The sequence below is a fragment of the Streptomyces sp. NPDC002537 genome (assembly GCF_053594975.1).
Window position 1 is genome coordinate 1 of the sequence record NZ_JBSFWT010000050.1, and the last position, 14,602, is coordinate 14,602.

The window sequence follows — 14,602 nt, forward strand, 5'->3', positions numbered from 1 at the left end:
TGGGGGTCCCCCCGGACGAAGTCTGGGGGAGCGTCCTCAAACGCCGGACGGGCTGAATTGTGCGGACCGTAGCCAGCACATTCAGCCTGTCCGGCGTTTGAGGACACCGCGCGGAGCGCGGTTCGGGAAGGGGCGGGGTGGGGAAAGGACCGCCGCAGGCGCGAACCGGCCTGCGGCCGAGGTCACTTCCCCAATGAGGGACCCGGCGGTATCGGGACAGTCGCCTGGGACTGCGGGGACGTGGGGTTGGCCAGGGCCGACGGGGCGGCCATCGCGGCCGAGGGATCGGGAGCGGTCGTCTCCAGCTCCGCGTCGAGCGGCCGGCCGACGATGCGGATGCCCTCCGCGTCCAGCGCCCGCTTGATCCGCCAGCGCAGCTCCCGCTCCACACCCAGCGCCACCCCCGGCATCGTCTTCGCCGAGACCCGTATGACGACGGAGTCGAGATAGACCGCGTCCAGGCCGAGCACCTCGACCGGCTCCCACAGCCGCTCGTTCCAGGGCTCTTCCTTCTGCATCTCCTCGCCGGTCCGGGTGATGACCTCCCGGACCCGGTCCAGGTCCTCGTCCGAGCGGACCTGGATGTCGACGCCCGCGGTGGCCCAGCCCTGGCTGAGGTTGCCGATCCGCTTGACCTCGCCGTTGCGCACGTACCAGATCGCGCCGTTGGAGCCGCGCAGCTTGGTGACGCGCAGGCCGACCTCGACGACCGTGCCGGTGGCGACGCCCGCGTCCACCTCGTCACCGACGCCGTACTGGTCCTCGAGGATCATGAAGACGCCGGACAGGAAGTCCGTGACCAGGTTGCGGGCACCGAAACCGATGGCCACGCCCGCCACACCGGCGCTCGCGAGCAGCGGGGCGAGGTTGATCTTCAGTACGGACAGCACGGTCAGCGCCGCCGTGCCCATGATGAGGAACGAGGTGACGCTCCGCAGCACCGAGCCGATGGCCTCGGAGCGCTGCCTGCGCCGCTCGGCGTTGACCAGCAGCCCGCCGAGCGCCGTGCCGTCGAGGTGTTCGGTGGTGCGGTTCATCCGCGCTATGAGTTTGGTGATGGCCCGGCGGATCAGGGACCGCATGACGATCGCGATCACCAGGATCAGGATGATGCGCAGACCGTTGCTGAGCCAGATGGACCAGTTCTCCTCCACCCAGCCCGCGGCGTCGTTCGCCGTCCGTTGCGCCTCGTCCAGGGATACGGGACGCGGTGTCGAGTCGGCAGCCAGGGCAGCGGACCAGAGCACAGTAAGGAACCCTCCGTTAAGACACGCCCGCGGCGGGCAGCGGCGCGGGCAGACCCACCACACTAACGGGGCAGCCCGGTTCCTCCGTTGCTCTGTTCGAGATGGTGCAGGTCTTGAGCGGGGGATGAACACAGTGTGTTCCAAAACACCCGTGGCCCGTTACCCGACGATGGTGGCGCTTCGGCCGGGGGCCGGGGGACACTTGCAGGAGATCGTCCCGGCGCGAGCCACGCGCCGCCGGCGTACAAGGAGGCACCCGTGCCGCATGTCCTGGTCCTCAACGCGTCGTACGAGCCGCTCGGCGTCGTACCGCTCCGCCGCGCGCTCATACTCGTCCTCAATGAAAAGGCCGTCAGCCTGGAGGACTCCGGCGCCTATATGCACAGCGCGACCTGCACCATCCCCGCACCCAGCGTCGTCCGGCTGAAGCGCTTCGTGCGGGTGCCCTTTCGGGGGCCCGTTCCGCTCACCCGCCGCGCCCTCTTCGCCCGTGACGGCGGCCGATGCGCGTACTGCGGTGGCGTCGCAACCAGCGTCGATCACGTCGTCCCGCGCAGCCGTGGTGGCCAGCACGCCTGGGAAAACGTGGTGGCCGCGTGCCGCCGCTGCAACCACGTCAAGGCCGACCGGCACGTCGCCGAGCTGGGCTGGAGGCTGCGGCATCAGCCGGCGCCGCCGTCCGGGCTGGCGTGGCGCATCATCGGCACGGGGCATAGGGACCCGCGCTGGCTGCCTTATCTGGAGGCATTCGGCGCGGAGGACGCGATGGCCCGGATCGACGGCATTTCCGCCTGAGTCGACCGGGCCATTTTTGTGGGCCGGGCCAGGTCCGCGGCGGCGCACGCACCCACGCGCCCGCCGCGGTCCGGGCCCGGCCTCACACCTTCTCGGTGCCCTGGTCGGTGCCTTGGTCCGCCACCGCGTAGGCCTCCACCCGCTCCAGCGGACCGCCGGGCCCGGCCGCCCCCGGCTCGCCCTGGACCCGGACGAACCGGGCCTCCGGCGCGTCCAGCCGCACCGTCTCCACACCGCCACCGCCACCGTCCCCGGCGATGAGCGCCGCGTCCCGCCAGGTCCGGCCGTCGGGCGAGACCTGGACGCGGCAGCGGTACGGATGCGCGTCCCGCCAGTGCAGCACCAGGCCGCCCAGCCGCACCGGCCGGGCCAGCTCCAGCTGCCACCAGACTCCGTCGTCGGGCCGTGAGGACCGGCGCGCCGCCCGGTCGTCGACGGCCGCCGCATGGACGCCCGCCGCGGGATCCCCTGAAAAGCTCGCCTTCGCGGCGCCGTGCGCCAGATCCGGGCCGCCGGTCGGCGGGAACGCCCGTACGGTCAGCGTCCGCTCCACGTCGCCCAGCCGCACCGGCACGGTGAACGTCCGGGCCGCGGACCCGGCGGGCACGGACAGCTCGATGCGGGCCGTGGTCACACCGCCGCGCACCACCGTGAGCTCGTCGGGCGCCTTGACGGTGACGCCCTGCGGGGCCCTGACCGTGAGCTTCTCGCGCACCGTGTCCGGCCGCCGGTTGATCATCCGGGCCTCGGCCACGGCGGGCCGCCCGCCGTTCTCCGCGTCCACCTGCCCGCGCACCAGCTCGAAGTCCGCGGACGGGCCGTCCCCGAACCACGGGGCGACCTCGTGCACGGCGGGCGGGGCGCTGCCCTCCGCCCAGACCAGGCGGACCGCGTCGGCCTGGACGCCCCTGCCCTCGGACTGGGTCCAGCCGCTGTCCGACAGGGCGCCGAGCGGCTGCCAGCCCTTGGCCGGGTCATGGGCCTCGACCGTGCCGCGCGCCCCCCGGGCCGGTGCCGTCAGCACCGTGACGGCGGTCAGCGGGTGCCGGCCCGGCAGCCGTACGGTCAGTGGCACGCCCGCCTTCGGGGTGGTCGCGGTCGTGGGGTCGCCGTCGGTCGCTGCGCCCGCGGTGCGCACCGGGCGGTCCACGCCCGTCCAGCCGTTGGCGCGGGTCAGCGCCTGGTCCAGGAAGGGCGCCAGCACGCCCTTGCCGACCGTCGCCGGGCCGGCGACGGTCTGCTCCCGCAGCGCCTGCACGTCGAGCTGCGCCCGCCAGGCCGCCGCGCCGTCGCCGCGCGCCTGCGCGGTGAGCATGTCCACGGCGCTCGCGCCCGCCCGGCCGTACCGCGCCAGCTGGTCCAGCCACGGCCGTACCTCGGTGCCGAAGCCGTCGAGGGCCCGGGTGAGGCGGTCCGGGGCGTCCCGCATCGTGCCGAACGCCGCGCGCAGCCGGTCCGCGGCCTGGGCCAGCCTGCCCTGGTCCGTGCCGGACAGCGCGTCCCAGAAGGCGTCCAGCAGCGGGCGCAGGTACGCCGACTCCTCGCCGCCCAGCACGGACGACGCGTCGTTGCCCGCCAGCGCGCGCAGCGCCTCGCGGGTGTCCGCGTCGGGGCCCGCGAGGTCGTCGACGGCCGCCTGCCAGGACTCGTCGGGGCGGTAGCCGCGCGGGTTCCAGGCGTAGTCGGCGGCGGTGAACAGCGGGATGCGCGAAGCGGTCGGCTGCGCGGCGGCGTTGGCCAGCAGCGCGGCGGAACCGACCGCCACGGCCGGCTCCCGGCCGGTGTACGGTCCGAGGAAGACGCGGTCCTGCGCGAAGTCGTTCACCGGGTAGTTGTCCATGGTGACCAGCGGGTGCTGCCCGAAGGTCGCGCGGGCGTCGGCCAGTTCACCGCCCGTGATGGTCCGGGGCACCACCCCGACGCCCGTCCACGCCACCTCCACCCGGGGGTCGAGCGCGGCGGCCAGCGCCTGCCGGAACGCGGTCCGGCCGTCCTGGTAGTACTCCGTCGGCAGCAGCGACAGCGGGGCGGCCTCGGAACCCTTGGCCGCCAGGTGCGCGGCGATCGCGCCCGCGACCTTCGCCTGGGCCTTCGCCGCCGCCTTCGGCCCGGAGCCGAACGCGTCCGCGTCCGCGTCGCAGTGCCACTCGCTGTAGCTCACGTCCTGGAACTGCAGTTGGAAGGCGCGGACGCCCAGCGCCCACATCCCGTCGATCTTCCGCTTGAGGTCCCGCAGGTCCGCGGCGGACGAGAAACACAGGGCCTGCCCCGGTGCGACCGCCCAGCCGAGCGTCACATGGTTGCGGCGCGCCCGCTCCGCCAGCGCCCGGAAGTCGGCCCGCTGCGCGGCGGGGTAGGGGGCGCGCCAGCGGGCCTGGCGGTACGGGTCGTCGCCGGGCGCGTAGAGGTAGCGGTTCTGCTTGGTGCGCCCCATGAAGTCCAGCTGCGCGAGCCGCTGTTCGCGCGTCCACGGCTGCCCGTAGAAGCCCTCGGAGAGCCCGCGCACCGCCGTGCCCGGCCAGTCGCGGACCACGGCACCGGGGAAGCCGTGCCCGCCGTCGCGCGCCACCGCCAGCTGACGCAGCGTCTGCGCCGCGTGGAACAGCCCGTCCTGGCCCACGCCGGACAGCGCCACCGTCGGCCGGCCGTCCACCTGACCGGTCGCCAGCCGGTAGCCGCCCTGCGGCAGATCCCCGACGGCGGGCGCGCCCAGCGCCTTCAGCGCGTCCTCGGCGGCCTGCCCGCCCGCGTAGACGATCAGCCCGCTCGGCGGCGGGGTGCCACCGGGCTGGGCGTCCACGACCGTACGGGCGCCGAGGGCGCGCAGCAGGTCGCGGAGCGCGTCGAGCGTGTACGGGTCGGTGCCGCTGTCGGCCAGCACGGTGACCTCGCCGCCGACCGGGGCGTACGCCCCCTGCGCGTGCGAGGTCTGCGGGCGCGGCCACACGGAGGGCAGCCCGGTTCCGCTCTCCCGGTCGGGGACGGTGGCCGCGGTGCCGTCCGGTCGGGGCTCGGCGAACGCGTCGCAGGACCCGCCGAGCAGCCCGCCGAGCAACGCGGCGGCCAGAACGGTGGCCCCGGCGCGGCGAGGGTGCCCGAACGAGGAGTCACTGCCCCGGAACTGCACGGCCGTTCTCCTCTTCCCCGGGTCGATGAGGGTCGATGCCATCACCAGGCGAGGAACGTGTCAACGGACGTGACCGAAGTGGGCGTATTGCCCGGCGAGTCGAAGAAAATCAGCCCGTGGGGGTCCCCCGGAGGGCGCTGGGGGTCCGGGGGTCTCCCCCGGTTTCGGGAAGGGGCGGGGCTGGGGAGAAAAAACCCCGGGAACCCCGGAGGTGTGCATGGGCCGAGCGCGTCTAGCGGAACTGTACGGCGTCGCCACCTCCTACACCCCCGCCCCCGGCCGGAACATCCCCGTGCCCGAGGACACCGTCGTCGCCGTCCTCGCCGCCCTGGGCGTCGACGCGTCCACCCCCCAGGCCGTACGCGACGCCCTGGCGGCCCGCGAGCACGCCGACGCCCAACGGCTGCTGCCCGCCACGGTGGTGGTGCGCGGCCCCCGGCCGGGGCTGCCCGCCCTGCCCGAGGGCACGACGCTGCGCGTCGAGGCGGAGGACGGGCGGAGCCTCGCATGGGACAGGGACAGGGACAGGGACAGGGACGGGGACGGGGACGGGGACGGGGAGGGGGACGGGGACGGGGACGCGCTGCCGTACGGCAGCCATCTGCTGTGCGCCCGCGCCCCCGACGGCCGGTCCGCCGCCGCGACCCTGATCGTCGCCCCCGAGCGGCTGCCCGCGCCGCCGGAGCGCGCCCACGGCTTCCTCGTCCAGCTGTACTCCCTGCTGTCCGCCCGCTCCTGGGGCATGGGCGACCTCGGTGACCTCGCCGAGCTCGCGGCCTGGTCGGGGCGTGCGCACGGCGCGGACTTCGTCCAGGTCAACCCGCTGCACGCGGCCGTGCCCGGCACGGACCCCTCGCCGTACCGGCCGTCCTCCCGCCGCTTCGCCGACCCCGTCCATCTGCGGGTCGCCGACATCGCCGAGTACGCCCGGCTCGTCGGTGCCGACCGGGAGCGCGCCGAGCAACTGCTCGCCGGGGCCGCGGCCCTGCGGGACGGCGTGCTCCGCGGCGGGGAGCTCATCGACCGCGACGCGGTCTGGGAGCTCAAGCGCCGCGCGCTGGAGCTCGTCCGGGCCGTGCCGCCGAGCCCGGAGCGCCGGGCCGCCTACGACGCCTTCCGCGCCGAGCAGGGCCGGGCGCTGGAGGACCACTCCACCTGGTGCGCGCTCGCCGAGACGCACGGCACCGACTGGCGGCGCTGGCCCGACGGCCTCCGGGACCCCCGCTCGGCCCGTACGGAGCGGGCCCGCGGCGAGCTCGCCGACCGCGTCGACTTCCACCGCTGGCTCGCCTGGCTGACCGACGGGCAACTGGCCGCCGCGCAGCGGGCCGCGCGCGGGGCCGGGATGCGCGTCGGGCTCGTCCACGACCTGGCCGTCGGCGTCCACCCCTCGGGCGCGGACGCCTGGGCGCAGCAGGACGCCTTCGCCTCCGGCATGTCCATCGGCGCGCCGCCCGACGCCTTCAACGCCCGCGGCCAGGACTGGGGGCTGCCGCCCTGGCACCCCGACGCGCTGGAGGCCCTGCGCTACGGCCCGTACCGGGACCTGCTGCGCGGCCTGCTGCGGCACGCGGGCGCGCTGCGGATCGACCATGTGATGGGCCTGTTCCGGCTGTGGTGGGTGCCGGAGGGCCGCGAGCCGGCGTGCGGCACGTACGTCCGCTACGACCCGGAGGCGATGCTCGGCGTGCTCGCCCTGGAGGCGCACCGGGCGGGCGCCGCCGTGGTGGGGGAGGACCTCGGCACGGTGGAGCCGGGTGTCCGGGACGCGCTCGCCGAGCGGGGCGTGCTGGGCACGTCGGTCCTGTGGTTCGAGCGGGACTGGGCCGGTTCCGGCGAGCCGCTGGAGCCCGCCCGGTGGCGTACGGACTGCCTGGCCACCGCCACCACCCACGACCTGCCCAGCACCGCCTCCCGGCTCACCGGCGACCACGTCGCGCTGCGCCACCGGCTGGGGCTGCTGGACCGGCCGCTCGCCGAGGCGCGGCGCGAGGACGCGCGCGAGGTCGCCGAGTGGCTGGCGCTCTTCGCGCGGCTGGGGCTGCTGCCGGAGGGGCGGCCGGACGACGAGGAGGCGGCGGTCCGGGCCGTGCACCGCTATCTGCTGCTGACCCCTGCGCGCATGATCGGGATCTGGCTGCCGGACGCGGTCGGCGACCGGCGGCCGCAGAACCTGCCGGGCACGTGGGACCAGTACCCGAACTGGCGGCTGCCCGTCGCCGACGCGGCGGGCCGGCCCGTGTCCCTGGAGGAGCTGATGGCGTCGCCGCGGCTGCGCGCGCTGATGCAGCAGGTCAGAGCGGCGAGGTCGGCATAGACCACCCCCGGACGAGCGGGCCGGGCGGGTGTCCGATACGTTGAGGGCGTGAGCAATAAGGCCAACAAGAACGCTGTGCGTGCCGGCGCCATCGCCACCGGCACCATGCTGATGCTGCTGATGTCGTCCCCCGCGTTCGCGCTCACCCGCGACGACGGTGACGACCCGGGTCCGGGCCTGAGCGTGCTGAACACGCTCGGCCTCTTCGTCGCCGCGCCGATCGTCCTCTTCCTGGTGATCACGGGCCTCGTGATGGTCATGTCCCGCCACAGCGACAACCCCCACACGCGCGACACTCACCACCCGCGCCCCGCGAAGAGCTGACGCTCCCCCTTTCCTGAAGCGCCGCCCGGCGCCCCGGCCTGTCATGGGCCCGGGGCGCCGGGCGTTTTTTGTTCTGGCGTGCCTCACTCCGCCGCCGGGGCGTCTTCCCGCAGTACGAACCGCACCTCTTTGCCGATGGGCCGGAGCTCGTCCCACAGCAGTGTGACCCCGGACGCGTGCGCGAGGCGGCGTACGAGTGTGAGCCCCCGGCCGTTCTCCGCGTCGGCGCGGGCGCTGCGCGGCCAGGGCAGCCGTCCGGGGTCGTTGTCGCGTACGGCCACCACGACGCTGCCGTTGTCGTGGACGATGACCTCCACGGTGAGCGCGGCCACGCGCGCGTGCGTCACGACGTTGGCGACGGCGTCGGAGACGCAGACGCAGGCGTCGCCGATCAGCGGCTCGTGCGCGTTGGCCGCGAGCACGGCGGTGATGAAGCTCCGGGCCACGTGGGCGGTTGTCGCGGTCGCGGGGGCGGTCAGCTGGTAGGTCTGGGCGGTCTTGTGGGCGGTGGTGGTGAGGGGAGTGGCGAGTGTTGCTGTACTCATGTTTGTCTCCCAACGAGCGTGCAGATAGCGGCACTTCGGGTTGTCCCGAGGCGGTATCGCGGTGCTGGCAAGACCGTAGGGGCAACTATGCTCCGTAGCAAGCTTGTCGCTTGAGAGTGGCCCGTACGAGTGGACCCATGGCACGGTTGCGCGGGACACTGTGCCGCGAGCAGGGGAAGGTGACATGCCGCCGAGGGACAACCCGAGCGCCCGACAGGTGCGCTTGGGCGCAGAGTTGCGGAAGCTGCGCGAATGTGCGGGAAGGACGGCCCGGGAGGCCGCCGGTTTGCTCTCCACCGATCAGGCCAAGATCAGCCACATCGAGGCGGGACGCATCGGCGTCAGCGAGGAGCGCATCCGGCGACTGGCGGTGTTCTATTCCTGCCGGGACGAGGCGCTGATCGAGGCTCTTTGCGCGATCGCGCGGGAGCATCGGGGCCGGGGCTGGTGGGAGGCATACCGAGGGATTCTTGCCCCGGGTTTCCTGGATATCGCCGAGTTGGAACACCACGCGACATATCTCCGAGTCCTGCAACCGGTGACCTTCCCCGGCGTCCTCCAGACCGAGGGCTATGCGCGAGCCCTGTTCGGCAGCGTCATCCCCAAGCTGCCTTCAGAGGACATTGAAGCCCGGGTGGAGCACCGCCTGAAACGCCGCGCCATTTTTGAGCGGGAGACTCCTCCTCGGTTTGAAGTGATCATCCATGAGGCTGCCCTGCGTATGCGTGTTGGTGGCCGGAGAGTGGCGCGTGAGCAGCTCGATCACCTTCTGCTGATGTCTGAGCGACCGACTACGACCCTGCGTGTGATCCCGTTCGCCAGCGATGAGTTCGTCGACGTCTCGCAAACGGTGTTGTATGCGGGCGGTGTCGTCCCTCAGCTGGACACGGTTCAGATCGATACGCCGCTCGGGGGCCGATACCTGGACGCTGCGGCTGATCTCGACAGGTACCGGATGCTCTTCGACTTCGCAGAGGGCTCATCCCTGGACCCGGTGGAGTCGCGGAGCTTTATTCACCACATCGCCAAAGAACTGTGAGAGCCCCAACGATGAGTACCGATATCAGGTGGCAGAAGTCTTCGTTCTCCACGGGGGGCGGGGAGCAGTGTGTCGAGATAGCGGCGCAAGCCGACACGGTCTGGATACGTGAGAGCGACGTTCCGGGTGTGGTCGCGAGAGCGAACCGAGGCGGCTTCGCCGCTCTCCTGGCCAGGGTGAAGGCGGGGCGCTTCGACCGCTAGACGCAACAAGCGTCTCCCGCCTACGACGTATCGCCGAGGGAATGCGAGTCAACGCCATGACCGATGCAATGAACTGGCAGAAGTCCTCGCACTCCGGGGCGGACAACAATCAAGACTGTGTCGAGATAGTCGCGCACCCCACCGGGGTCCTCATACGCGAGAGCGACGAACCGGGCGTGACCGCGAGAGCGAACCGCGCCCCCTTCGCCGCCTTCCTGGCCGGGGTGAAGACGGGGCGCTTCGACAGCCACCGGTAGCGAGGGGGCTTAGCGCTCGGCCCCACGCGAATAATCGAGAATCGCGCCGGACAGAACCCCCTGGGCGGTCCCATCCTGGTCGGGATCCGTCCGACGAGAGGGGAACGGCGATGGCTCGGCGACTTCGCTTCATCGGTACCAACTCCGGCAACGACGGCTGTCCTACGCTGTATGAAGACCTGGACACTGGAGAGGTCCTGGTCCAAGGGGACGCGGTGACCGACCCCGACGACGTGGCTCAGCTCCGTAATGTCAAGGACGGGGAGGGGGCCGTCGTGGTGCCGCGCGTCCTGCTGGCGGACTTCGCTCCGAGGGAGGTCGACAGGGTGCCCGTGATGATCGACTTCGACGAGTTCGGAGGGATGTTCCGGACGTTCGAGCACACCGCCTGGCGGCTGGAGACCCGTCGCCGCTATCAGTCGGACGAGGAGACGGAGACATACCGCCGGTTCGCTCGTGGCGAGGACGCCGGATGGGATCTGGATGACCCGTGGTGTGTCTCCCGGCGCGAACAGTCGGCCCTGGGCAAGCGGTTCGAGCGCGTTCGTGTGGTGGACAACCCGTCGACTCCGGGTCAGCGGTACCTACTCGACAATGCCCGCCGGAACAGTGCCGTGGGTGAGGACATCCGGAACCTGTGGAGGGGCGACGCGGAGCGGCTGAAGCTCCCGGAGGAAGACTTCTGGCTCTTCGATTCGCGCGTCATCGCGCGGCTTCACTTCGACGATGCCGACCGGATGACCGGCGTCGAACTCGTCACGGACCCTGTGGAAGTCGCGGGTGCCTGCCACGTCCGCGATGCGGCATGGCACCACGCCATTCCCTACGACAAGTTCAGGGATCAGGTGCCTTCCACCGAGTGACCACAGACTTTCAGCAGGCCAGGGCTGCCCTCGGTGCGCGACTTCGTGAGCTACGCACCGAGCGGAGGCTTACGGGCAGGGAGCTGGCGGACAAGCTGGGGTGGACTCAGTCCAAGGTCAGCAAGCTGGAGACCGGTCGCCAGACCGCGACGGCTGATGACCTTCTGGCATGGGCACGGGGTACCGGGCGGCCTGAGGTGACCGAGGAGCTGACCACCCGGCTCCGGAGCCTGGAATCCCGGTCCCGTTCCTGGCGGCGACAACTCGCCGCCGGACACAAGCCCGTTCAGGACGCGCTCACGGCCGAGTACGAGCGTTCCACGCTTTTCCGGGCTTGGCAGAGCGCCATGGTCGCCGGCATGTTCCAGACGGCGGAGTACGCCCGCCACGTGATCTCGCGGTACAGGGATCTGCACCAGTCGGTCCGGGACACGGAAGAAGCCGTCCGGGCACGCGTGAAGCGTCAGGAAATGCTGTATCAGCCGGGCAGGACATTCCATATCGTGATGTGGGAGGCCGCGTTGCACTCCCTGGTCTGCCCGCCCTCGGTGCTGGCCGCGCAACTCGACCGCCTGAGTGGCGTACTCGGACTCGACACCGTGTCCCTGGGTATCGTCCCGTTTGGCGCCCCGCTCAAGCTACCGCCGGCCAACGGGTTCTGGGTCTATGACGAACGCCTGGTCATCGCGGAGGACTGGCACGCGGAACTGTGGCTCGACGACGCGGAGAGCGTCGGTCTGTATCTCAAAGTGTGGCAGGCGTTCGCCGACTCGGCTGTCTACGGTGCCGATGCTCATCGCGTGATCACCCGGGCCCGGCGGGCACTGGACACCGCTTGAGAATCATGCAGAAGTCCCTCCTGAGCTGGTCGAATATTCGCGAATAAGAGATTCCGGGCAAGCTCCTCGTCTCTAGCGTGTCCGCATGGCAAGCCTCAGAGGAGGTAAGACGTGACCAACGTCGAGGAACGGCCCGCGATCGACGCGGGGACCCTGGTCGGTGCGGAGCTGCGGGAGATCATCGCGGCTGACGTGCGGGCCAAGTACGACCACATTCCGGCAGACATGCTTCACCGGGGCGTGGGTCAGATGCTGGCGTTCGTGGCTGCCAGCGCGGCGAGTGAGAAGCCGCTGAGTCCGTCCCCGCTGGTGGACGACTTCTGGCACGCGTTCGTTCTGCGGACCAAGGCTTATGCCGACTTCTGTGGAGAGACCTTCGGGAAGTTCGTCCACCACCAGCCCGGGTTCCTGGACCGTGAGGAGCACGGTGGGGGCAAGGGCCTGCGCGCCCGGACCGTGGACGCCATCCAGGCTGCCGGGTACGCGGTGGATCTGGAGTTCTGGCCGGAGCTGGACATCGCCGACTGCTCGCAGTGTCACGCGAACTGCCACAACAGCCCGAAGCGCAACGCTGCCAAGACCGGTTGATCAGCGCAGAAGGCAGTCAGGCCGGCCGTACCCGTGTGGTGCGGCCGGCCGCCCCATGAATCACGACGGAGGAGCACGTGACCGACACGATGGCGTGGGACACCTATGCCCGCAGGAAGCCCGGCGGTCGGCGGGAGAAGAACGCCAAGGGTGAGACCACCTGGTTCAACTGGACGCAGTACCCCGATCACGGCCCCGGCGCCGAAGTGCTGGGCGACAGGGCCGCCTCCTGCGTCCTGGAGCTTGGGTGCGGTACTGGTGGCAACCTTGCTCATGTCTCCACCCTCGGACACCGCGCTGTCGGCGTCGACGTCTCCCCCGTCCAGCTCGACGCCGCCCGCGAACGCTGGGGCGACCTGCCGGGCCTGGAACTGCACCAGCGGGGCGCGCTCGACTTCATGAGCGAGACCGCCGAGCGCTTCGATGCCGTGTACTCCGTCTTCGGCGCCATCTGGTTCACCGATCCGGGACAGATGCTCCCTGCGATCCGCCGGGTCATGAAACCGGGCGGAGTCCTGGCGTTCTCCCAGCGTCCCCCGGTCGAAGGCTGCTATGGCTGCCAGGCCTCCTACATCAACCAGGCCGACGACCCGAACCCGCTGGTCGTCAAGCGCTGGGACTACACCCCTGACATGTGGACCGCTCTTCTCGAGGAGCACGGATTCCGCCATCCCCTGGTACACGAGGTGGCCCCGGCCGAAGGCTGGAAGACGGGCACGCTCCTTGCCCGCGCGCTGGCGTCCGGCGACTGAGCTTCGCCCCTGGGCGGGCGCCGACCCGCACATGGGTGGGCCGCCCGCTCAGCGGCGAGTCGTGGCCGTGACCGGGGTCAAGGCGGGCCGCTTCGACCGCTGAGGTCGCAGCGGCCTGGTTCGGTGAACGCATATTCGGGGGCGCTTCGCGCCCCATTCGCTCGCGGCATGCGGCCCGCGCACGGCACAGTCGAGGTATGGCCGAGATGTTCACGACCACAATCGGCGGGCGGATTGTCGAGCTGCCCGGAACGATCCACACCATCCGCGAAGCGCTGCCCACGGATCAGCGCGAGGAGTTCGAGGGTGAGGCGGAGCAGGCTGGCGCGGACGGGATTTCCGGTGTGCTGGCCCGTTGGGCCCTGCGGACCCCGCAGGCGTACGACCCGGAGGAAGAGGCGCTGATCGCGCGTCTCAAGGCCGGGGACTTCTCCGGTGTCCGGTTCGATGACGGGACGGGCGAGCCGTGACCGTGGTCAAGCTGGCGCCCCTGCCGTAGAGCCCATATGGGGAAGCGGTTCCCCGGCCCCAGGGGCCGCCCGTAGGGGAGGTTCCGGCAGGGGTGAGGCCCAGCGCGCCCTAGCGTGGCTACGCAACGCAAGCGCACCGTCACCCAAGAAAGTGGGAGATCAAATTCCGGTTGGCCTTGCCGTTTACCGCCCCCTTAACCTACGGTGTCGTAACCTACGGGTCCGTAAGTAAGATCATTCCCTCCCGGCTGGAGCTGTCCGTGACCATCGCCCCCCTCCGTCATCACGCTCGGGCCGCATGGAGCGACAGCCGACTGCTGTACGCGCTCGAAGAGGTCGTCGAGGCCGAGCTCAACCGGCATCTGAAGGTGGCCAAGGAGTGGATGCCGCACGAGTACGTGCCGTGGAGCGACGGGCGGAACTTCGACGGGGTGATGGGCGGCGAGGCCTGGGCGCCCGAGCAGTCCAAGGTCAGTGACATCGGGCGGACCGCCCTCGTCGTCAACCTGCTGACCGAGGACAACCTCCCCAGTTACCACCACGAGATCGCCTCGCTCTTCGGCCGCGACGGTGCCTGGGGCACCTGGGTGCACCGCTGGACGGCGGAGGAGGGGCGGCACGGCATCGTCATGCGGGACTACCTGCTGACCTCGCGCGCCGTCGACCCGGTCGCGCTGGAGCGGTTCCGCATGCAGCACATGTCGGAGGGCTTCGAGTCCGACAACCGGCACAGCATGCTGCACTCGGTCGCGTACGTGGCCTTCCAGGAGCTCGCCACCCGCATCTCGCACCGGAACACCGGCCACCACTCCGGCGACCCCGTCTGCGACCGCATGCTCTCCCGCATCGCCACGGACGAGAACCTGCACATGGTCTTCTACCGCAACCTGCTCGGCAAGGCCTTCGAGCTGGCCCCCGACCAGACCATGACCGCGGTCCGCGACGTCGTGGTCGGCTTCCGGATGCCCGGCCACGGCATCCCCGGCTTCGAGCGGGCCGCCGCGCAGATGGCCATCGGCGGGATCTACAACCTGCGCATCCACCACGACGACGTGCTCCAGCCGGTGCTGCGCTTCCTCAAGGTGCTGGAGATCGACGGCCTCGGCCCCGACGGCCTGCGCGCGCAGGAGGAGCTGGGCCTGTTCATGGGCGGGCTGGACGCCGAGGCCACCAAGTTCGACGAGCGGCGCGAAGCCCTCCTCGCCCGCCGCCGGGCCCGCGCCGAAAAGGCCTGAG

The 14,602-nt window shown here is 71.4% G+C and carries 15 protein-coding genes; 12 read left to right on the forward strand and 3 right to left on the reverse strand.

Features of this window, described 5'->3' with window-relative positions; genetic code table 11:
* Window positions 1-182: 182 nt before the first annotated feature.
* Window positions 183-1,247 (reverse strand): mechanosensitive ion channel family protein, encoded by a 1,065-nt coding sequence (locus ACWD4A_RS22000; protein ID WP_451196318.1) that lies wholly within the window; start codon window positions 1,245-1,247, stop codon window positions 183-185.
* A gap of 258 nt (window positions 1,248-1,505) precedes the next feature.
* On the opposite strand from ACWD4A_RS22000, the gene ACWD4A_RS22005 reads away from it, so the two are divergent.
* Window positions 1,506-2,042: an HNH endonuclease gene (locus ACWD4A_RS22005; RefSeq protein WP_116211844.1), complete on the forward strand. Its 537-nt coding sequence runs from the start codon at window positions 1,506-1,508 to the stop codon at window positions 2,040-2,042.
* 82 nt (window positions 2,043-2,124) lie between these two features.
* Here the strand turns inward: ACWD4A_RS22005 and ACWD4A_RS22010 are convergent, their stop codons facing one another.
* A complete protein-coding gene (locus ACWD4A_RS22010) occupies window positions 2,125-5,211 on the reverse strand; it encodes a beta-N-acetylglucosaminidase domain-containing protein (RefSeq protein WP_451196321.1) in 3,087 nt (1,028 codons plus the stop codon).
* A 175-nt stretch (window positions 5,212-5,386) separates the two neighbouring features.
* Here ACWD4A_RS22010 and malQ point away from each other — a divergent pair, with 175 nt between their 5' ends.
* Entirely contained in the window at window positions 5,387-7,486 is a 2,100-nt protein-coding gene (gene malQ, locus ACWD4A_RS22015) for a 4-alpha-glucanotransferase (protein ID WP_451196324.1), read from the forward strand.
* A 48-nt stretch (window positions 7,487-7,534) separates the two neighbouring features.
* Window positions 7,535-7,810 (forward strand): hypothetical protein, encoded by a 276-nt coding sequence (locus ACWD4A_RS22020; RefSeq protein ID WP_451196326.1) that lies wholly within the window; start codon window positions 7,535-7,537, stop codon window positions 7,808-7,810.
* Window positions 7,811-7,893: 83 nt separating this feature from the next.
* Here the strand turns inward: ACWD4A_RS22020 and ACWD4A_RS22025 are convergent, their stop codons facing one another.
* Window positions 7,894-8,355 (reverse strand): ATP-binding protein, encoded by a 462-nt coding sequence (locus ACWD4A_RS22025; RefSeq protein WP_451196329.1) that lies wholly within the window; start codon window positions 8,353-8,355, stop codon window positions 7,894-7,896.
* A 184-nt stretch (window positions 8,356-8,539) separates the two neighbouring features.
* Here ACWD4A_RS22025 and ACWD4A_RS22030 point away from each other — a divergent pair, with 184 nt between their 5' ends.
* From ACWD4A_RS22030 to ACWD4A_RS22070, 9 genes are all read left to right on the forward strand, one after another.
* Entirely contained in the window at window positions 8,540-9,394 is an 855-nt protein-coding gene (locus ACWD4A_RS22030; RefSeq protein ID WP_451196330.1) for a helix-turn-helix domain-containing protein, read from the forward strand.
* Window positions 9,395-9,405: 11 nt separating this feature from the next.
* Window positions 9,406-9,597 carry a DUF397 domain-containing protein gene (locus ACWD4A_RS22035; RefSeq protein WP_451196331.1) on the forward strand — a complete coding sequence of 64 codons (192 nt, stop codon included), beginning with the start codon at window positions 9,406-9,408 and terminating at the stop codon, window positions 9,595-9,597.
* Window positions 9,598-9,653: 56 nt separating this feature from the next.
* Complete coding sequence (locus ACWD4A_RS22040) at window positions 9,654-9,854, forward strand: DUF397 domain-containing protein (RefSeq protein ID WP_451196332.1); 201 nt, start codon at window positions 9,654-9,656, stop codon at window positions 9,852-9,854.
* A gap of 110 nt (window positions 9,855-9,964) precedes the next feature.
* Window positions 9,965-10,717, forward strand: a complete 753-nt coding sequence (locus tag ACWD4A_RS22045) for a DUF6879 family protein (protein WP_451196334.1) — start codon at window positions 9,965-9,967, stop codon at window positions 10,715-10,717.
* The gene (locus ACWD4A_RS22050) at window positions 10,714-11,556 is read left to right on the forward strand and encodes a helix-turn-helix domain-containing protein (protein ID WP_451196336.1); all 843 of its coding nucleotides are present in this window, start codon (window positions 10,714-10,716) and stop codon (window positions 11,554-11,556) included. The genes ACWD4A_RS22045 and ACWD4A_RS22050 overlap by 4 nt, the downstream gene beginning before the upstream one ends.
* Window positions 11,557-11,667: 111 nt before the next feature.
* Window positions 11,668-12,144 (forward strand): glycine-rich domain-containing protein, encoded by a 477-nt coding sequence (locus ACWD4A_RS22055; protein WP_451196338.1) that lies wholly within the window; start codon window positions 11,668-11,670, stop codon window positions 12,142-12,144.
* A gap of 77 nt (window positions 12,145-12,221) precedes the next feature.
* Window positions 12,222-12,896, forward strand: coding sequence for a class I SAM-dependent methyltransferase (locus ACWD4A_RS22060; RefSeq protein ID WP_451196340.1), 675 nt, complete (start codon window positions 12,222-12,224; stop codon window positions 12,894-12,896).
* A gap of 197 nt (window positions 12,897-13,093) precedes the next feature.
* Window positions 13,094-13,366, forward strand: a complete 273-nt coding sequence (locus ACWD4A_RS22065; RefSeq protein ID WP_451196343.1) for a hypothetical protein — start codon at window positions 13,094-13,096, stop codon at window positions 13,364-13,366.
* A 260-nt stretch (window positions 13,367-13,626) separates the two neighbouring features.
* Window positions 13,627-14,601 (forward strand): acyl-ACP desaturase, encoded by a 975-nt coding sequence (locus ACWD4A_RS22070; RefSeq protein WP_451196346.1) that lies wholly within the window; start codon window positions 13,627-13,629, stop codon window positions 14,599-14,601.
* Window position 14,602 lies beyond the last annotated feature (1 nt).